Origin of the sequence: Streptomyces sp. NPDC047022 (assembly GCF_040644155.1) — a bacterium.
Taxonomy (GTDB): Bacteria; Actinomycetota; Actinomycetes; order Streptomycetales; family Streptomycetaceae; genus Streptomyces.
This window is the reverse complement of the sequence record NZ_JBEYVV010000009.1, coordinates 93,145-112,612: the sequence shown is the minus strand read 5'-3', so window position 1 is coordinate 112,612 and position 19,468 is coordinate 93,145. Positions and strand designations below refer to the sequence as shown.

The 19,468-nt window shown below is 71.9% G+C and carries 13 protein-coding genes and 1 pseudogene; 5 read left to right on the top strand and 9 right to left on the bottom strand.

What is annotated here, in order from left to right; genetic code table 11:
- Positions 1-198: 198 nt before the first annotated feature.
- The 5 genes from ABZ845_RS12890 to ABZ845_RS12870 all read right to left on the bottom strand — a co-directional run bounded on the left by ABZ845_RS12890 (position 199) and on the right by ABZ845_RS12870 (position 7,714).
- Positions 199-2,055 carry a biotin carboxylase N-terminal domain-containing protein gene (locus ABZ845_RS12890; protein WP_360977245.1) on the bottom strand — a complete coding sequence of 619 codons (1,857 nt, stop codon included), beginning with the start codon at positions 2,053-2,055 and terminating at the stop codon, positions 199-201.
- A gap of 8 nt (positions 2,056-2,063) precedes the next feature.
- Positions 2,064-3,662, bottom strand: a complete 1,599-nt coding sequence (locus tag ABZ845_RS12885; protein ID WP_360977242.1) for a carboxyl transferase domain-containing protein — start codon at positions 3,660-3,662, stop codon at positions 2,064-2,066.
- On the bottom strand, positions 3,659-5,344 hold the full coding sequence (locus ABZ845_RS12880) for an acyclic terpene utilization AtuA family protein (protein WP_360977239.1): 1,686 nt from the start codon (positions 5,342-5,344) through the stop codon (positions 3,659-3,661). Before ABZ845_RS12880 ends, ABZ845_RS12885 begins: the two co-directional genes overlap by 4 nt.
- Positions 5,341-6,153, bottom strand: a complete 813-nt coding sequence (locus ABZ845_RS12875; RefSeq protein ID WP_360977236.1) for a TIGR03084 family metal-binding protein — start codon at positions 6,151-6,153, stop codon at positions 5,341-5,343. Before ABZ845_RS12875 ends, ABZ845_RS12880 begins: the two co-directional genes overlap by 4 nt.
- Before the next feature lie 133 nt (positions 6,154-6,286).
- On the bottom strand, positions 6,287-7,714 hold the full coding sequence (locus tag ABZ845_RS12870; protein ID WP_360977233.1) for a hypothetical protein: 1,428 nt from the start codon (positions 7,712-7,714) through the stop codon (positions 6,287-6,289).
- A gap of 193 nt (positions 7,715-7,907) precedes the next feature.
- Between ABZ845_RS12870 and ABZ845_RS12865 the strand changes: the two genes are divergently transcribed.
- Complete coding sequence (locus ABZ845_RS12865; RefSeq protein WP_360977230.1) at positions 7,908-8,747, top strand: GNAT family N-acetyltransferase; 840 nt, start codon at positions 7,908-7,910, stop codon at positions 8,745-8,747.
- Positions 8,748-8,768: 21 nt separating this feature from the next.
- Here the strand turns inward: ABZ845_RS12865 and ABZ845_RS12860 are convergent.
- A pseudogene (locus ABZ845_RS12860) lies at positions 8,769-8,903 on the bottom strand (cupin); the annotation flags it as partial.
- A gap of 260 nt (positions 8,904-9,163) precedes the next feature.
- Here ABZ845_RS12860 and ABZ845_RS12855 point away from each other — a divergent pair.
- The 3 genes from ABZ845_RS12855 (at position 9,164) to ABZ845_RS12845 (ending at position 12,707) form a co-directional block, all read left to right on the top strand.
- Positions 9,164-9,298, top strand: a complete 135-nt coding sequence (locus tag ABZ845_RS12855; RefSeq protein WP_360977227.1) for a hypothetical protein — start codon at positions 9,164-9,166, stop codon at positions 9,296-9,298.
- A gap of 145 nt (positions 9,299-9,443) precedes the next feature.
- Positions 9,444-11,612 carry an ABC transporter ATP-binding protein gene (locus ABZ845_RS12850; protein WP_360977224.1) on the top strand — a complete coding sequence of 723 codons (2,169 nt, stop codon included), beginning with the start codon at positions 9,444-9,446 and terminating at the stop codon, positions 11,610-11,612.
- Between the two features lie 183 nt (positions 11,613-11,795).
- Positions 11,796-12,707 carry an EamA family transporter gene (locus tag ABZ845_RS12845; RefSeq protein ID WP_360977505.1) on the top strand — a complete coding sequence of 304 codons (912 nt, stop codon included), beginning with the start codon at positions 11,796-11,798 and terminating at the stop codon, positions 12,705-12,707.
- Between the two features lie 154 nt (positions 12,708-12,861).
- Here the strand turns inward: ABZ845_RS12845 and ABZ845_RS12840 are convergent, their stop codons facing one another.
- Together ABZ845_RS12840 and ABZ845_RS12835 are read right to left on the bottom strand one after the other, a co-directional pair.
- Positions 12,862-14,004, bottom strand: coding sequence for a peptidoglycan bridge formation glycyltransferase FemA/FemB family protein (locus ABZ845_RS12840; protein ID WP_360977221.1), 1,143 nt, complete (start codon positions 14,002-14,004; stop codon positions 12,862-12,864).
- A gap of 87 nt (positions 14,005-14,091) precedes the next feature.
- Positions 14,092-17,025 carry an FAD-binding and (Fe-S)-binding domain-containing protein gene (locus ABZ845_RS12835; RefSeq protein WP_360977218.1) on the bottom strand — a complete coding sequence of 978 codons (2,934 nt, stop codon included), beginning with the start codon at positions 17,023-17,025 and terminating at the stop codon, positions 14,092-14,094.
- Positions 17,026-17,252: 227 nt separating this feature from the next.
- Here ABZ845_RS12835 and serC point away from each other — a divergent pair, with 227 nt between their 5' ends.
- The gene (gene serC, locus ABZ845_RS12830) at positions 17,253-18,371 is read left to right on the top strand and encodes a phosphoserine transaminase (protein ID WP_360977215.1); all 1,119 of its coding nucleotides are present in this window, start codon (positions 17,253-17,255) and stop codon (positions 18,369-18,371) included.
- A 78-nt stretch (positions 18,372-18,449) separates the two neighbouring features.
- Here the strand turns inward: serC and ABZ845_RS12825 are convergent, their stop codons facing one another.
- Positions 18,450-19,457, bottom strand: a complete 1,008-nt coding sequence (locus tag ABZ845_RS12825; protein WP_360977212.1) for a WD40 repeat domain-containing protein — start codon at positions 19,455-19,457, stop codon at positions 18,450-18,452.
- Positions 19,458-19,468 lie beyond the last annotated feature (11 nt).

Sequence of the window (19,468 nt, the reverse complement as noted above, 5' to 3'; positions counted from 1 at the left end):
GCGGTGTCCCTGCGGGGGCGTCGGGGGTTTTGCGCAGTTCCCCGCGCCCCTGGCGAGGTCGCTTGCGTGCGTCGTGTTCTGCGGGCGCGTCGGGGGATTTGCGCAGTTCCCCGCGCCCCTGGCGAGGTCGCTTGCGTGCGTTGTGATCTGCGGGTGCATGGGGGGTTTGCGCAGTTCCCCGCGCACCCTTCTAGGTTCCTATCGGGGGGCTTCGGCGGCGTCCACTACTGCCAGGAGCGTGCCTACCTCCACCTGTTGGCCCGGGGTGGCGTGGAGGGTGGTCAGGGTTCCTGTGGCTGGGGCGGTGATCTTGTGTTCCATCTTCATTGCTTCCAGCCACAGCAGGGGTTCCCCGGCGCGGACCGCGGCTCCGGGCTCCAGGCCGTCGGCGATGCGTACGACCGTTCCGGGCATCGGGGCCAGCAGGGAGCCGGGGGCGTGGTCGGCCGTGGGTTCGTGGAAGCGGGGCAGGGCGGTCAGGGGCGTCGGGCCGACGTAGAGCTGGTCGCCGTACCGTACGACCTCGAACTTCCGCCTCACGCCGTCCAGTTCGAGGATCACCAGCTGCGCGTCCGCGTGGACCACGACCACTCCGTCCGCGGCGAGGCCCTCGCGCGTGTGCCGGTAGCGGGCCTCGTGCTCCTCCCCCGCCATGAGGTAGCGCTTGGCCTGCTCCTGCGAGGCGAGGTTGCGCCAGCCGCCGAACCGTGAGCGGCCGTGCGCGTCCGCGAGGGCGGCGGCCAACGGGGCGTAGGGGTCGGGAGCGGAGCCGGTCAGGGCGGTCAGGTGGCGTTCGTAGAAGCCCGTGTCCATGCGGGCGGAGGTGAACTCCTCGTGGCGCAGGGACCGTACGAGCAGGTCACGGTTGGTCGCCGGGCCGTGGATGGCCGCCCGCTCCAGCGCGCCCGCCAGTCCCCGGACCGCCTCCGCACGGGTGGCCGCGTGGGCGACCGCCTTGGCGAGCATGGAGTCGTAGTGGACGCCTATCGCGTCGCCGTCGGCGTATCCCGAGTCCAGGCGTACGCCGGGTACGGCCAGGCGGTGCAGGGTGCCGGTCTGCGGGGCCCAGTCGCGCGACGGGTCCTCGGCGTAGAGGCGGGCCTCGACGGCGTGGCCGCGGGCGCGCGGCGGCTCGGACTCCAGGGCCTCGCCCTCCGCCACCCGGATCTGGAGGGCCACCAGGTCGATGCCGAACACCGCCTCGGTGACCGGGTGTTCGACCTGGAGCCGGGTGTTCATCTCCAGGAAGTGCGCGTTGCCGTTCGCGACCAGGAACTCCACGGTTCCCGCGCCCACGTAGTCGACGGCGCGCGCGGCGCGCTCCGCCATCGAGCAGAGGGACTCGGTGAGTTCGGGGGTCAGTCCCGGGGCGGGCGCCTCCTCGATCACCTTCTGATGGCGGCGCTGGAGCGTGCAGTCGCGGGTGCCCAGCACCCACACCGTGCCGTGCGTGTCGGCGAGGACCTGCACCTCGACATGGCGTCCGCCCTCGACGTACGGCTCGACGAAGACCTCGTCGTCGCCGAAGGCGCTGAGCGCCTCGGCGCGCGCGGCCGTGAGTTCGGCCTCCAGGTCGTCCAGATGCCGTACCACCCGCATGCCCCGGCCGCCGCCGCCGGCCGCCGCCTTCACCAGGACCGGGAGGTCGTCCTGGGTCACGGACGCGAGCGGCTCCAGACCCATCAGCTTCTTCGCGTGGGTCTTGGAGGCCATCGCCTCGATCGCCTCGGGCGGCGGCCCGATCCACACCAGGCCCGCGTCGAGCACGGCGCGCGCGAAGCCGGCGTTCTCGGACAGGAAGCCGTAGCCGGGGTGCACGGCGTCGGCGCCGGAGGCGAGGGCGGCCTTCACGATCAGGTCGCCGCGCAGGTAGGTGTCGGCGGGCGCCGACCCCTCCAGACGTACGGCGGCATCGGCGACACGCGCGTGGAGCGCGTTCGCATCGGCGTCCGAGTGCACGGCGACGGTGCGGACGCCCAGGTCATGGCAGGTGCGGAAGATGCGGCAGGCGATCTCGCCGCGGTTCGCCACCAGGACAGATGAAATCGTGGACATCACGGGCCTCACATCCGGAAGACGCCGAACCCACCGCGCGCGCCCTCGTAGGGCGCGGTGTGGATCGCGGACAGGCACAGGCCGAGGACGGTGCGGGTGTCGCGCGGGTCGATGACCCCGTCGTCGTACAGCCGCCCGGACAGGAACTTCGGCAGGGACTCGGACTCGATCTGCTGCTCCACCATGGCGCGCAGTGCGGCGTCCGCCTCCTCGTCGTACGGCTGCCCCTTCGCCGCCGCGGACTGCCGGGCGACGATCGACAGGACGCCGGCGAGCTGCTGCGGGCCCATGACGGCGGACTTGGCGCTCGGCCAGGCGAACAGGAAGCGCGGGTCGTACGCCCGTCCGCACATGCCGTAGTGCCCGGCGCCGTACGAGGCACCCATGAGCACGGACAGATGCGGCACCCGGCTGTTGCTGACCGCGTTGATCATCATCGCGCCGTGCTTGATGATGCCGCCCTGCTCATACTCACGGCCGACCATGTAGCCGGTGGTGTTGTGCAGGAACAGCAGCGGGATGTCTCGCTGGTTGGCGAGCTGGATGAACTGGGCCGCCTTCTGGGACTCCGCGCTGAACAACACCCCCTGGGCGTTCGCCAGCACCCCGACCGGATAGCCGTGCAGGGACGCCCACCCGGTGCACAGGCTGGTCCCGTACAGCGGCTTGAACTCGTCGAAGTCGGAGCCGTCCACGATGCGGGCGATGACCTCGCGCGGGTCGAACGGCACCTTCAGGTCGCCCGGCACGATCCCGAGAAGTTCCTCGGGGTCGTACTTCGGAGGGGCGGCCGGACCCGGTTCCGGGTACGCCTTGTGGTGGTTCAGCCGGGCGACCACGCGGCGTGCCTGCCGCAGGGCGTCCTGCTCGTCCACGGCGAAGTGGTCCGCGAGCCCCGACACGCGCGCGTGCATCTCGGCGCCGCCGAGGGACTCGTCGTCGCTCTCCTCGCCGGTGGCCATCTTCACCAGCGGCGGACCGCCGAGGAAGACCTTGGCCCGCTCCTTCACCATGATCACGTGGTCGGACATGCCGGGGACGTACGCGCCTCCGGCGGTGGAGTTGCCGAAGACGACGGCGACGGTGGGGATCCCGGCGGAGGACAGCCGGGTCAGATCCCGGAAGATCGCGCCTCCGGGAATGAAGATCTCCTTCTGGGAGGGCAGATCGGCCCCGCCCGACTCCACCAGGCTGATGAGGGGCAGCCGGTTGGAGAGCGCGACCTCATGGGCGCGCAGGGCCTTCTTCAGGCTCCACGGGTTGCTGGCACCGCCCCGCACGGTCGGGTCGTTCGCGGTGATCAGGCACTCGACGCCCTCGACCACGCCGATGCCGGTGACAAGGGACGCGCCGACCGCGTAGTCACTGCCCCAGGCGGCGAGCGGGGACAGTTCCAGGAAGGGTGTGTCGGGATCGAGGAGCAGTTCGATGCGTTCCCGGGCGAGCAGCTTGCCGCGAGCCCGGTGCCGTTCGACGTACTTCTGTCCGCCTCCCGCGAGCGCCTTGGCGTGCTCGGCGTCCAGGTCGGCGAGCTTGGCGAGCATGGTCTCGCGGTTCGCCCGGTGGTCCGGGTCCCCCACGTCCACAGCTGTGGAAAGGACGGTCACAGAAGGTCCTCCGGTATGTCCAGGTGACGGGCGCGCAGCCATTCGCCGAGGCCCTTGGCCTGCGGGTCGAAGCGGTGCTGCGCGGCGACGCCCTCGCCGAGGATGCCCTCGACGACGAAGTTCAGGGCGCGCAGGTTCGGCAGGACGTGGCGCTCGACGCGCAGGCCGGCCGTCTCGGGCAGCAGCTCGCGGAAACGGTCGGCGGTGAGGGTGTGGACGAGCCATCGCCAGGCGGCGTCCGTGCGCACCCACACCCCGACGTTGGCGTTCCCGCCCTTGTCGCCGCTGCGGGCTCCGGCGAGAAGGCCGAGGGGCGCGCGCCGGGTCGGGCCCGGGGGCGGCGCCTCGGGGAGGGCCGGTTCCGGTACGTCGTCGAGTACGCGGGTGGCGTGGGCCGGGGGCACCGGCATCCGCCGCCCGTCGTGGAGCACCGCCGTGTGGCCGACGGTCTCACGGTCGACGTGGGCGGACTCGAAGACCCCGTAGGGCGAGCCCTTTCCGGGCAGCGCGACCACGTGGAAGCCGGGGTAGCTGGCGAGGGCCAGTTCGACCGCGGCGCCGCTCAGCGCCTTGCCCACCGCCTCCTGGGAGGGGTCGCGCACGACGAGGCGGAGCAGGGCGCTGGCCGTCTCCTCGCTCGGGGCGTCGGAGTGGTCGGTACGGGCCAGGTCCCAGCGCACCTCGGCCGGCGGCGACTTGGCGAGCGCGTCCGTCATCTGGTCCCGCACGAGGGCGGCCTTGGCCTCGATGTCCAGGCCGGTCAGCACGAAGGCGACCTCGTTGCGGAACCCGCCGAGGCGGTTGAGGCCCACCTTGAGGGTCGGGGGCGGTGCCTCTCCCCGTACGCCCTCGATCCGCACCCGGTCGGGCGCCTCCTGGGTCAGCCGTACCGCGTCGAGGCGGGCGGTGACGTCCGGGCCCGCGTACCGTGCGCCCGCCGTCTCGTACAGAAGCTGCGCGGTGACCGTGCCGGTGTCCACGATGCCGCCGCTGCCTTCGTGCTTGGTGATGACGCTGCTGCCGTCCTCGTGGAGTTCGGCGAGCGGGAAGCCGGGGCGGCGCAGCAGCGCGGGCGGGTGCCCGGTGAAGAAGGCGTAGTTGCCGCCGGTGGCCTGCGCCCCGCACTCCAGCACGTGCCCGGCGACCACGGCGCCCGCCAGCCGGTCGTGATCCTCCGGCCCCCAGCCGAAGTGGGCGACGGCGGGCCCGGTGACGAGCGCGGCGTCCGTGACGCGCCCGGTGACCACGACGTCGGCGCCCTCGCGCAGGCAGGCGGCGATGCCGTGACCGCCCAGGTAGGCGTGGGCGGCGAGGGTGCCGGGGAAGTCGGCGGTACGGTCGTCGCCCTCGACGTGTGCGACCCGCACCGGGATACCGAGCCGGCCGGCCAACTCCCTCACCGCGTCGGCGAGACCGGCGGGGTTGAGGCCACCGGCATTCGTCACGATCTTGACCGAACGCTCGTGTGCGAGACCGAGGCACTCCTCCAACTGGCCGAGGAACGTGCGGGCATAGCCCCCGGAAGGGTTCTTGAGGCGGTCGCGGCCGAGGATGAGCATCGTCAGCTCGGCGAGGTAGTCGCCCGTGACGACGTCGAGGGGGCCGCCGGTGAGCATCTCGCGCAGGGCGTCGAAACGGTCGCCGTAGAAGCCGGAGGCGTTGCCGATACGCAGGGGCTTCATGCGCCGGCCCCCTTGTGGTCTCCCTTCGCGGGGCGTCCGCCGCCGGGCGGGCCCGCGAAGGCCTGCGCGATGTTCAGCCACTGGTCCGCGTCCGGCCCCTCGGCCTTGAGGGCGAGGTCGGCACGGTGCGCGCGCTGGGTGACCAGCAGACAGAAGTCCAGCGCGGTGCCGGTGACGCGCTGGCCGGCGTCCTCGGGCCCGTACGACCAGACATGGGCACCCGAGGGGGCGGTGAGCTCGACGCGGAACTCCTCCTGCGGCAGGCTCAACCCCCTTACCCCGAAGGCGAAGTCACGGGTGCGCACGCCGATGCGGGCCACGTGCCGCAGCCGGTCCGTGGGGGTGCGGGTCACGCCGAGCGTGTCGGCGATGTCCTGCCCGTGCGCCCAGGTCTCCATCAGCCGGGCGGTGGCCATGGACGCCACGGCCATCGGCGGGCCGTACCAGGGGAAACGGGCGCCGGCGGGTGCCGCGCGCAGGGCGCGGTCCAGGGCGGCTCGTCCCTCGCGCCACTCGGCGAGCAGTCGGGCGGGCGGCTGCGCGGCGCCCTCCCGGGCCGCGTCGTCCACCCAGGTGTCGGGGGAGGTGAGCGCCTTCTGGACCTCCGCCGCGAACCCCTCGGCGTCGGTGGCGGCCAGCAGCGCGGCCCGGTCGGTCCAGGCGAGGTGCGCGATCTGGTGGGCGATGCTCCAGCCCGGGGCGGGGGTCGGGAGGGTCCACTGCGTCGGGCTCAACTCGGCTACGAGCCCGTCGAGTTCCTCGTTCTCTTCGTGCAGATCGTCGAACACGGGCAGCGTCGGATCGGACATGGGGGGAGCATGGCAGCGGCGCCGAAAACAATCAAGCGTGCTTGCATTAATTTCTTCTTCCACCTTTTCCCGCGACCCGCCACGCGGACGGAGCCGTGTCGCTGCCCTCGCCGATGCGCCGACTCCGTGGCGGTCAGTTCGTGCAGTTCATGACCGGCTGCGGGCTGAACAGGCAGTTCGTGGGCGTGTTGCCCATGAAGGTGGTCGCACCGTCGACGCTGGTGATGGCCACGCCCGTGTACACGCCGCCGGGTGCGGGCGCCATCGGCGCGATGTTGTCGTTTACGCTCGACGTGATGAACGAGTAGATGGTGTCCACGTTGTAGATGCCTCCGGCGGCCGAGCCTGTGCCGGTCACCTTGTTCCGGTCGATATGGGAGTCGGTCACCGTCACGCTGGAGCTGGTCGCGGTGTTCGTGCTGGTGTAGAGCCCGCCGCCCTGGGAGTACCGCCCGGAGGCCAGGTTGCCGGTGACGCTGGTGCTGTTCAGGTTCAGGTCTGTGGCCCCGATGCTCCCCCAGAGGGCGATCCCTGCGCCCTGACCGCCCGCGCCGACGATCTGGTTCCCGGCGACCTTGCTGGCGTTGAGGGTGAGTGTGCCCTCCCGGTGGAGGATGCCCGCGCCCAGGTTGCTGCCGGGGTTGGCCGCATCGAACCCGGTGAGCAGGTTGCCGCTGACCAAGGTGTTGGTGAGGGTGGCGCCGGCCCCGGCCTCCGGGTCGTTGAACAGCCCCCCACCGCCGTTCTGGCTGCGGATCACCCTGTTGTCCGTGATCCTGCTGCCGGAAATGGACAGCGTGCTCGAGGTGCTGCCGCCGTACTGGACTCCGCCGCCGTCCTCCACCGCCGTGTTGTCGCTGATGACGCTGTTGGTGATGTTCGTCGCATTGAAGTTGGTGAGACTCACCCCGCCGCCCTCGGAGGCGGCGCGGTTGCGCTGGACGGTCACCGAGCTCAGGGTGACCGTGCCCGCCGCCGTGCCGTAGACGGCACCGCCGTCCCCGTCGGCGCGGTTGTCGGTGAGGGCGCCGCCGGTGAGCGAGACGGTCGCGTCGTCGGTGGTGGCCACCGCGCCGCCGTTCTCGGCCACGTTGCCCTGGAAGTTGACGTCGGTGGTGGACAGCGACCCGTTGGCGGTACTGAGGAGCACGCCGCCGCCGTCACCGCCGGTGGAGGTCGCGTCGCCGTTCATGACGGTCAGGGTGTCCATGGTCAGCGAACTGGCACCGACGGCGAAGATCCGGAACTGGGTGGTGGCGGCGGGGTCGCGGCGGATGGTGGCGTTGTTGCCATGGACGGTCAGGGGCTGGGTGATCGTCGGCAGGGTGCCGTCGGCGTCGGTCAGCGTGTAGACGCAGTACGACGCGAGCGACAGTGTGTCTCCGCCCGCCATTCCGTTCGATGCGTTGATCGCCGCGATCAGGTCCGCGTCCGTACACCCCACGCTGGTCACCGCGTACGCGGGAACCACGCACGGCCCCGCCAGCAGCACCCCCGCCGTCACCGCAACCCTGGCGGCCGAACCCGGCCGCCCGCCACCCTGCGCTCCGCGCCGACCCATCGCACTCCTCCACCGGACCATGTCGGATGCCGCCGACATCGGGTGCCGCTTGAACGCGGACGGCGACGCATGGGTAGCCGCCCCGGGGCACCGGCAAACGGACGCACCAGGCACCGTCACCCCATCGGCCCGCGCAAAGTGGGCGAATCACACGAGGTGCGGTAGTGCACGGCTCTCTGATCAACTGCGCCGTATGAGTGACTCACCACGCGACCGGATAGAGCGGTACTACGCCACGGTGCCCCTGCTGTTCGCCGAGGCCGAGGACTTCGGCCCGCTGAGGCTGTTCGTACGCAAGGCACCCGGCACCCCGTACTACGGCGGACCGAGCCACGCCCGGCCCACCGCGGAGGGCACCGTCACCGCCGCCGACATCGCCCGCGTGCGTGCCCGGCAGCGCGAACTCGGTGTGCCGGAGGCGTTCGAGTGGCTGGCGGAGGCGGCGCCCGGGATGCGTGCTCGTATCGAGGGCGCCGGACTGCCGGTGCTGGAACGGCCGCTGATGGTGGTGGACCCCGACCGTCCCTTGGCACCCGCGCCGTTGCCGGACGGTGTGAAGCTCCGGGTGATGACGGCCGACGACCCCGCGCTGCCCGCGGTGCTCGCGCTCCCCCGCCTGGCGTTCGCGCAGCAGGACACCGCCCTGGGCCCGGCGGGCCGTGCGGAGTTGCTGTCGTTGGCCGCCGGACTGACCGAGGACGGCACCGTGGAGTCGATCCGCCCCACGCTCCGCACCGGGCACAAGACGCTCATCGCCGCCCTTTCCGCCGACGGCACCCCGCTGGCCGCCGGTCACTACCACCCGGCGGCGGACGCCACCGAGATCGGCGGTGTCGGCACCCTCCCCACCGCCCGCCGCCAGGGCCTGGCCCCGGCCGTCACCGCGGCGCTGGCCGAGCACGCCCGCGAGCACGGGGTGAGCACGGTCTTCCTCGCCTACGCGCAGGAAGCGGTCGCCCGCATCTACGCCCGCCTGGGCTTCCGCCCCGCCGGAACCACCCTCCTGATCGCGAACCAGCCCGCACGGTCGTAGTGCCGCGAACCCGGTGCGGCCTCAGGGGTGCCGCTTCTCGAGGCGGGTGCCGGCCCGAAGGGTGACCGACATCAGGTTGCTGGGCGTCTCCAGTTCCAGGCGGTGCCGGCGGCCTCGGGGGACGATCACCGCGGTGCCCGCCCGCAACCGCGTCACCAAGGAGCCTCACAGGCAAGGCCCTTGGCGGACAAGTGGTGCTCAGGTTCCTCAGTGTCGTCCCAGCAGATTCTCAGGAGTTCACAGCGATATCCGGGTCTTTGCCACTGCATCGCCCTGTAGGTTCTTTCATGTCGGACGGCGCGGGAATTCCGAAGGACTTCAGTCGTGAGTTCCCGGGCGAGTCCGCAGAGAATTCTCGCCCAACTGCACAGCTGCACAGCTGCACAGCTGCACAACAAACCGTTCAAGGAGTCGAGATGAGCTTCAAGAAGCTGGCCCCCCTGCACCCGAAGCCCAAGTCGAGGCAGCTCCCGCCCCCGCCGCACCCGAAGCCGAAGCCGAAGCACGCGCCGAAGCACCACCCCAAGCCGGTTCCCGGCCACGGCTGCTGAACCAGTGGTGAAGAAGAGGGCCGACGGTGCACCGTCGGCCCTCTTCGGGCTTCACGGAGTAATTCCGGCAGCCCCGGAATTATTCGCAGGTTTTCCTGAGGAATTTCAAAGGGTGAGCCAAGGCCAGTGGCCGAGCATTGTTGCCATGACCGGCACGGATCATTACGGCGAGGCCCGCCCACCCGGCACCCATGACGTTCACGAGGAATACGACGAGTACGAGGCCGGCGACACACCGGCCATCTCCGCGCATATCGCGTTCCGGCGGTTCTGGCCCCTGACCGGAGGGCTGCGGGCCGGGCTCGTGTGCGTGTGGCTGTGCGCGGTGGTGGCCGCGCTCGCCGAGACCGAAGCCATCCTGTTGTTCAGCGACCTGACCGACCATGCCCTGGAGAAGGGCTCGTTGAGCGCGTTCTGGGATCCGGCCGCCAAGTGGCTGGGCGTCGCGGTGGTGGGCGCGCTGATGGGGTACGCGGGCAACTCGCTCGCCGCCTGGCTCACCGAACGCTACGTGATGCGGCTGCGCGACCATGTCTTCGACCATGTACAGCAGTTGCCGCCGCACTTCTTCCAACGGCACCGGCAGGGCGACCTGTTGTCCCGGCTCACCAGCGATGTCGAGGCGATCGAGACGATGATCGTGTCCGGCCTCGTCGGCGCGGCGTCCGCGGCCTTCAGCGCGCTGTTCTACGCGGTCGCCGCCATCTGGCTGCGCTGGGACCTGGCCGCGGCCACCTTCGTCCTCGCGCCCCTGTTCTGGCTGGCGGCCCGCCGTTTCTCCGGCCTGCTGGGGGACGTCTCACGTGCGGGCCGGGTCGCCGACGGCGCGATCACTTCCGTGGTGGAGGAGTCGCTCGGCAATATCGTCCTCACCCAGGCGTACGACCGCCGGGACGCCGAGCGGAGACGGCTGCGGAAGGAGGCGACCGCCTGGTTCCGTTCCTCGGTCCGCTCACAGCGCCTCAACGAGGCCTACGAGCAGCTCGTCCAGGTCATCGAGACCGTGTGCGTGCTCGCGGTGATCGGCATCGGAGCCTGGGAGATCTCCACCGGGCGCATGACTCTCGGGCAGCTCCTCGCCTTCGCCGCGTTTCTCGGCTACCTCTACCCTCCCGTCCGGGGCCTCGCCCAGCTCGGTCTCACCGTCACGGCGGCGAAGGCCGGGGCCGAACGCCTGATCGAGATCCTGGACGCGGAGCCCTCGGTGCGCGATCCGGATCATGTCCCGTACGGGGACCCGTATGCGTACGGGGGTATGCACGAGCCGGCCGGACGGCCCGACGGAGCCGTGGAGGTGCGGGACGTCTCCTTCCGCTACCCCGGCGCCGACGGGGCCGCGCTGACGGGCCTGTCCTTCACCGTCAGCCCCGGCGAACTCGTCGTCGTCACCGGGCCGAGCGGTGCGGGCAAGTCCACGATCTCCAAGATGCTGCTGCGCTTCTACGACCCCGACTCCGGTTCGGTGCTCCTCGACGGCGTCCCGGTCAGCGGCTTTCCGCTGGCCCGGCTGCGCGAGTACATCACGCTCCTGCCCCAGGAGACCCTCGTCCTGCGCGACACCGTCCGCGCGAACATCGCCTGCGGGCGCCCCGGCGCGAGCGAGCAGGCGATCGTGGACGCGGCGCGGGCCGCCGACGCGCACGAGTTCATCGTGCGGCTGCCCCATGGCTACGACACCCTGGTCGACCCCCACTCGGCACGGCTCTCCGGCGGCCAGCTCCAGCGCCTCGCGCTGGCCCGCGCCATCCTGCGCGACTCACCGGTACTCGTCCTGGACGAGCCGACTACCGGTCTGGACGCGATGGCAGCGCGCCGGTTCGTGAAACCGCTGCGGCGCCTGATGACAGGCCGTACGACGATCGTGATCACCCACGACCTGAATCTGGCGCCGGACGCCGACCGTATCCTGGTCGTCGACCGGGGCCGCGTCATCGAGACGGGCCGCCACGAGGAACTGCTGGCCCGGGGCGGGGCGTACTCCCGGCTGCACCAGTCACAGAACAACCCCCTGATGGACACGGGGGAACTGCGGCTGCCGCTGTCGGGGCCGAGCACGCAGACCGTACAGATCACCCGGACCCCGCGGACGGCATGGAGGGCGACCTCCGACGGAGCGCGCGGCCACGGGTGGGCTGCCGCGGAGCGAGGGAACGGGGCACCGGCACAGTCCGCGGAGGCCGTACCGACGCTGTACGCGGACGAGGCCGAGGCCGGGTTCTCCGGACGCCCGCACGGCCCCTCCCGCGCCTTTCCCGGCCAACTTCCCGACGGGCGGCCCCTCTTCCGCGACGAGGCACCCCGGCGCGGGACCTGACCGCCGCCCGCCCGTCGCCGTACAGGCACGTCTCGGGTTCACACTCCTGTCCAAGTCCATTACCCTGGACCGGAAGGTACATCACGATGAACGCACCGAGTCACCTTGGAAGGCCCCGTGAACAGGCCCAGCGCCGCCCCCTCCGGTCCGGTCCCGGTCCCCGTCTCCAACGGGACGGTCCCCCTGCACCCCGCGCCCGGCGGACCGCGACCGCGCCGCCGGGGGTCCCTGGGTTCCGCGGGGCCGGTGGGACTCGTCCTCGCCGGAGGCGTCTCCGTGCAGTTCGGCGGGGCGCTCGCGGTGACCCTGATACCCCGGGCCGGCGCGCTCGGAGTCGTCACCCTGCGGCTGTTCGTGGCCGCCGTCGTCCTGCTGCTCGTCTGCCGCCCCCGGCTGCACGGGCACTCGCGCGTCGACTGGGGCACCGTCGTCGTCTTCGGTGTCTCCCTGGCCGCGATGAACGGCTTCTTCTACCAGGCCCTGGAACGCATTCCGCTCGGCGCCGCGGTCACCCTCGAGGTCCTCGGCCCGCTGTCCCTTTCGGTGCTCGCCTCCCGCCGCGCGGTCAACCTCGTCTGGGCGGGCCTCGCGCTGACCGGCGTCTTCCTGCTCAGCGGCGGAGGCTTCGGGAACCTGGACCTGGCGGGTGTCGCGTTCGCGCTCGCCGCGGGCGCGATGTGGGCCCTGTACATCGTGTTCAGTGCCCGCACGGGACGGCGCTTCCCCCAGGCCGACGGGCTCGCGCTCGCGATGGCGGTGGCCGCGGTGCTGTGCGTGCCGCTGGGAATCGTCGAGTCCGGTACGAAGCTGCTCGTACCGGCGACGCTCGGCCTGGGCGCGGGCGTGGCGATACTCTCCTCGGTCCTCCCCTACACCCTGGAGCTGCTGGCCCTGCGCCGCCTGCCCGCCGCCACCTTCGCGGTCCTGATGAGCCTGGAGCCCGCCCTCGCGGCTGCGGCCGGGTTCCTCGTCCTCGGACAGGCCCTGACCGCCCCCCAGGCGGTGGCGATCACGCTGGTCATCGCGGCGAGCATAGGAGCCGTGCTGACCCAGGCCGGACGGGGCAGGACCGCGCCCGTCGAACCTGAGGCGTAAGACGGCACGAGGTGGGTTGAACTACTTGTTCAACTTGATCAGTTGTCATCGCTTCGTACGAACGGCCGGCCGACAGGACCGCTGAGCCGGCGGGCGCGAGCGAATGGAGCGAACAGGAGGGCGTACGGGGGCGGGCGCGGTTCTCCCCGGCCGTCTACCGGCGCGCCATGTACCACTCCAGCGCCCTGTGCAGCAGGCGGTTGAGCGGCAGGTCCCACTCGCCCAGGTACTCCACCGCGTGGCCGCCCGTGCCGACCTTGAAGCGCAGCAGCCCGAGCAGGTGGTCGGACTCCTCCAGGGTGTCGGTGATGCCGCGCAGGTCGTAGACGGCCGCCCCTCTCTCGTGGGCGTCGCTCAGCATTCGCCACTGGATCGCGTTGTTCGGCTGGACCTCGCGCCGCCGGGCGGTGGAGGCTCCGTAGGAGTACCAGACGTGGCCGCCGACCGTGAGCATCGTCGCGGCGGCCAGGACCTCGCCGTCGTGGTGGGCGAGGTAGAGCCGCATACGGTCCGGGGCCTCGGCCGTCAGCGCGGTCCACATCCGCTGGAAGTACGGCAGCGGACGCGGGATGAAGCGGTCCCGTTCGGCGGTCTCCGTGTACAGGGTGTAGAACGCCGGCAGATCGTCGTACCCGCCCTGTACCACCTTGACGCCCGCCTTCTCGGCCTTCTTCACATTGCGGCGCCACTGCTGGTTGAGACCGCGCTGGACCTCGTCCAGGGTCCGCCCCGCGAGCGGTACCTGGAAGACGTACCGGGGCTGGCCGGCCGTGAACCCGTCCTCGCCGCCGGGCCGCGACTGCCGCCAGCCCATGCTCCGCAGCCGGTCCGCGATGCCCTCGGCCCGTGGTTCGTGCCCGGTCGGCGGCACATCGCGCAGGCGCCGCGCGTCCGGGTCCGCGATCGCCGCCTTGACGGCGTCCGCGCTCCAGCGGCGTACGGCCACGGGCGGGCCCATCTTCACCGAGAAGGCCCCACGGCTCTTCAGATGGGCGACCAGCGGTGCCAGCCAGCGCTCGAGGGACGGGTCGTCCCAGTCGATCACCGGGCCCTCGGGCAGATACGCCAGACACCGCTTGAGCCTGGGCAGCGGGCGCAGCAGCACCAGGCCCACGCCGACCGGCCGTTCCCCGCCCCCTTCGCCTCCGCTGCCTTCCTCGAACCAGCCCAGGCTCTCCGCCCGCCAGTCCGGCTTCACATCCCCCCAGGAAGGCATCTGCATATGGCTGGCCGACGGGAGCGAGGCGATGAACGCCAGGTGATCTTCCCGCGAGATGGGGCGGATGCGGAGGGTCATGCGCAGGGCTCCTGGGGTGGGGGGAGACACGTCCCGTGCCTCCATCCTCCCGAAGACCGCCAGGGCCGCCACCGCTGCGGACGGAGTTCACCGCGACGGCCCCTCCGTCACCCCCTCATCCGCCTCGCTCAGCCCCTCCGCCAAGACCTCCGCGACATGGCGTGCCCCGATGCCCGCGAGCTGCTCCAGCTGGGTGCGGCAGGAGAAGCCGTCCGCGAGGACGAGGGCGTCCTCGGGCGCCGACCGCACCGCTGGGAGCAGCTGCTCCTCCGCGCAGGCCCGTGACACGTCGAAGTGCCCCTTCGTGAAGCCGAAGTCGCCCGCGAGCCCGCAGCAGCCGCCGGACAGCTCCCCGGTCAGGCCCGCCGCCGCGCGCAGCCGCCGGTCGGCGGCGTCGCCCAGAACGGCGTGCTGGTGGCAGTGGGTCTGGCCCACGGCCGGCCGGTCCAGCCGTGGCGGCGTCCAGTCCGGAGCGTGCCGCTCCAGGGCCTCAGCGAACGTCACCACGGCCGCCGCGAGGCGCCGCGCACGCGGGTCGTCGTGCAGCAGCTCGGGCAGGTCGGTGCGCAGGGCCGCGGCGCAGCTCGGTTCGAGGACGACGACGGGAGGCGGCTCGGGGTGGGTCTCCGGGTCCAGGCAGGTGTCCAGCAGGTCGAGCGTGCGGCGCATCACGGCGCGGGCGCGGTCGAGTTGGCCCGTTGAGACATACGTCAGCCCGCAGCAGACGCGCCCCCGCCGGGCCGTCCACGAAGCCGTGGGCGGCGCCGCCGCGAGCCGTACGCGCAGCCCGGCCGCCCCCAGTACCCGTACGGCCGCCCTGCCCACGGACGGCGAGAGGTGCTCGGTGAAGGTGTCCGGCCACAGGAGGACGGGCTTGCCCGGCCCCTCACCCGATTGCCCGGCCCTCGCCCACCAGCGGCTGAAGGTCTCCGCCGCCACCGGCGGGATCTCCCGCTCGGGCGTGATCCCGGCCAGCCGTCTGCCGAGCGCCGCGACCGGCCCGGCAGACACCAGGCAGTTGACGAGCGGCGCGGTGCGCGTACGGGCGACCGCCCGCAGCCACACCGGCAGCCACCCCATCGCGTAGTGGGCCGCAGGTCTGCGCCGCCCCGCGTAGTGGTGGTGCAGGAACTCCGCCTTGTAGGTGGCCATGTCCACGCCCACCGGGCAGTCGGTGCGGCAGCCCTTGCAGGACAGGCAGAGGTCGAGCGCCCGCCTGACCTCCGTCGAGCGCCAGCCCCCGGTGATCACCTCGCCCGCCAGCATCTCGTGCAGCAGATGGGCCCGGCCGCGCGTGGAGTGTTCCTCCTCGCCGGTCGCCCGGTACGAGGGACACATGACGCCCGCCCCGGACACCTCCGTCGTACGGCATTTGGCGACGCCCACGCAGCGGCGCACCGCCGCCGAGAAGTCCCCGCCGTCCGCCTGGTAGCCGAAGGCGACGTCCACCGGTTCGCGGGGCAGCACCGCGAACCGCAGGTTCTCGTCCAGGCGGTCCGGCCTCACCAGCATGCCCGGGTTGAGGAGGCCGTCCGGGTCCCAGACGTCCTTGGCCCGCTCGAAGAGGGCGATCAGGTCCGGCCCGTACATCTTCGGCAGCAGCTCCGCCCGTGCCTGGCCGTCGCCGTGCTCCCCGGAGAGTGAACCGCCGTGCGAGACGACCAGGTCCGCGATGTCCTCGGAGAAACGGCGGAAGCGGGCGATGCCCGGGGCGGTGATCAGGTCGAAGTCAATGCGGACGTGGATGCAGCCGTCCCCGAAGTGGCCGTAGGGCGTGCCGCGCAGACCGTGTTCGGCGAGCAGACGTCTGAAGTCCCGGAGGTAGGCGCCGAGCCGGGCCGGTGGCACCGCGCAGTCCTCCCAGCCCGGCCACGCCTCCGATCCGGGCCCGGACCCGGGCAGCCGGGAAGCGGCGCCGCTCGCGTCGTCGCGCAGCCGCCACAGCGCGCGCTGTCCGGCCTGGTCCGTGACCACCACGGCGTCCGTCACGTCCGCAGCCCGAATGATCGCCTCCGCGTGCGCGCGTGCCTCGGCCGCGTCCGCGCCGCCCGTCTCCACGAACAGCCAGGCGCCGCCCCGTGGCAGCCCGGCCGACGCCGGTACGAGGTCGGCGCCCATGCCCTCCACCGTCAGCGGCTTGTGCGGCAGCAGCCCGGGCGCCGCCTCGGCCGCCGCGCTCTCGTCCGGATACGCCAGTACGGCCAGCGCACGCGCGCGAGGTGCCTCCACAAGCCGTACGACCGCCTCGGTCAGCACACCCAGCGTGCCCTCGCCGCCGCAGAAGGAGCGGGCCACGTCCGCGCCCTTCTCCGGAAGCAGCGCGTCCAGCGCGTACCCGGAGATCCGGCGCGGCAGGTCCGGGTACCCCGTGCGCAGGGGCGCCAGCCCTCCGTCCACCAGCGCCCGCAGCCCCTCCGGGGCGCCCCGCCAGCCCCGGCCCAGGGTCAGCGCCTCCCCCCGCGCGGTGAGCACCGACAGCTCGCGGACGCTGTCCGCCGTGGTGCCCCAGGCCACCGAGTGGGAGCCGCAGGAGTTGTTGCCGATCATTCCGCCCAGCGTGCAGCGGGAGTGTGTGGAGGGGTCCGGGCCGAAGCACAGGCCGTGGGGGGCGGCGGCCTCCTGGAGGCGGTCCAGGACCAGGCCCGGCTGCACCACCGCCGTACGCGCCTCGGGGTCGAGGGACACCACCACGTTCATGTACCGCGTGAAGTCGAGCACCACTCCCGTGCCCGTGGCCTGCCCGGCGATCGACGTACCGCCGCCACGGGCGACGACGGGCACGCCCTGCGCACGGCACACGCTCAGGGCCGCCGCCACGTCCTCCGCGTCACGGGGCGCCACCGCACCGAGCGGCACCCGCCGGTAGTTGGACGCGTCCATGGTGTGCAGCGCCCGTGCCGCCGTACCGAAGTCGACCGCGCCGCGCACCGCCGCACGCAGCCCGGCCCGCAGCGCGCCGACGTCCACGCCGGCCGCCCCGGCGGCTGCGCGCCGCCGCTCTCGCCCACCCGTTCCGGTCATGCCACCAGGATGCCCCCGACCACCGACAGTCACCGTGACATCCCCGGCGTCACCCGGGAAACAAAGATGCGGAACACCCTGTTCGGCCACAGTCCGTGACATGACGCCAGAGCGCCTGACCTCGCGCGGAGCCTTGTGCTTCCCGCCAAGTCCACGGACCGGGTGGCGTCGTCTCATCCGACGGACACGTACTCGCCCCGTTTCACCGAGCGACTACCCTCCGCCTCGTGGCCGATATCCAGATCCCTGCTGACATCAAGCCCGCGGACGGCCGTTTCGGCGCGGGTCCCTCCAAGGTGCGGGTCGAGGCGCTGGACGCCCTCGCCGCGACGGGCAGTTCGCTGCTCGGCACGTCCCACCGCCAGGCCCCGGTCAAGAACCTCGTCGGCAAGGTCCGCGAGGGTATCCGTGAGCTGTTCCGGCTTCCCGACGGCTACGAGGTCGTTCTCGGCAACGGCGGCTCCACCGCGTTCTGGGACATCGCGACCCACGGACTGATCGAGAACAAGTCGCAGCACCTCACCTTCGGTGAGTTCTCCTCCAAGTTCGCGAAGGCGGCGAAGCTCGCCCCGTGGCTCGCCGAGCCCACCGTCATCGCCTCCGACCCGGGCACGCACCCGGAGCCGGCCGCCGAGTCGGGCGTCGACGTGTACGCCTTCACCCACAACGAGACCTCCACCGGTGTCGCGATGCCGGTCAAGCGCGTCGCGGGCGCCGACGAGGGCGCGCTCGTCCTGGTGGACGCCACCTCCGGCGCCGGTGGTCTCCCGGTCGACATCGCCGAGACGGACGTCTACTACTTCGCCCCGCAGAAGTCCTTCGCCTCCGACGGCGGCCTGTGGATCGGCGTCTTCTCCCCGGCCGCGATCGAGCGGGCCGAGCGCGTCCACGCGTCCGGACGCCACGTCCCGGAGTTCTTCAGCCTGCCCACGGCGATCGACAACTCCCGCAAGAACCAGACCTACAACACCCCGGCCCTCGCCACCCTGTTCCTGCTCAACGAGCAGCTCGAGTGGGCCAACGGCCAGGGCGGTCTCGACTTCGCGGTGCGCCGTACGGCCACCTCCGCGCGCACGCTCTACAACTGGGCCGAGGACGCCAAGTACGCGACCCCGTTCGTCGCCGACCCGGCCAAGCGCTCGCAGGTCATCGGCACGATCGACTTCGCGGACGAGATCGACGCGGCGGCGGTGGCCAAGGTGCTGCGCGCCAACGGCATCGTCGACACCGAGCCGTACCGCAAGCTCGGCCGCAACCAGCTCCGTATCGCGATGTTCCCGGCGATCGACCCGGCGGACGTCGAGGCGCTGACGAAGTGCGTCGACTACGTGATCGAGAAGCTCTGACCTCTCGGGTACGAGCAACCGAAGGGCGCCCGGCACTTACCCGGGCGCCCTTCGCGCGCCGGTCAGCGCGGACTCCGGTCAGCGCGGACCGCGGCGCACCAGCTTCTTGAGGCCGAAGACGACGGCCAGGCCGAGGGCGAGCACCAGCGCGCCCACCTTGTAGTCTGCTTCCATCCCCGATCCGCCGTCCGCCCCGGAGTGCGTACCGCCCTTCCCCGAGGGAGACTTGGCGCCGTCGCTCGCCCTGTAGGGCACGTCTTCGGCCTGCACCGGGCTGTCGACGCCCTCGCTGCCGTACAGCAGCTTCGACCCGTCGACGGTGTAGGTGACCGACTCGCCCTGCCGCTGGAGCGGCACCTCCAGCCTGCCCTGCCGCTTGATGTGCCCGCCGTTCCAGTCGTACGCGATGCCGCCGAAGTAACCGCGTACGGCGAGCTGGCGGCCGTCGGGTGAGAAGGCGGCGTCGGTGGCCCACAGATCGACGACGGCGACGGGCTTGAAGATGTTCGTGCCGGTGGTCGACAGTGCGGCCGGGCCTTCGTAGAGGTGCCCGCCGTCCTCGTTCTTGTCGATGATGTAGACGCGCCCCGTCTGGGGATGCACGACCAGGGACTCGGCGTTGCGGGGTCCGTCCGAGTACTTCACCACGTACTGGGTGGCCCGGACCGCCTGGTCCTTGAGCACCTTGGGCTCGGGCAGCTTGTAGATCCACACGTAGGGCCACTTGCCGCCGAGGTTGTCGCCGATGTCGCCGAGGTAGATCTGGTTGCCGGGACCGATGGAGATCGCCTCGACGTCACGGGGTGTGCCGATGCCGCGCAGGGTGACGGTGGCGACCGTCCGACCGGTGCGGCTGTCCACGGCGTAGACGTACGGGCCGTCGCCGCTGTCGTTGTGGGTCCAGTAGATCCCGGGGTGCAGTCGGGAGGCGGCGAGCCCGCTGGACTCCGTGATCCGGGGGTCCTTGATGGTGAATCCGCTTCCGCCGTCACCGTCACCGTCGGCGGAGGCGGCGGACGCGGGCGCGGGCGCGGCGAGCGCACCGACGAGAAGGGCCCCGGCAAGGAGCGCGAACGATCGACGCATGCCCCAAGCCT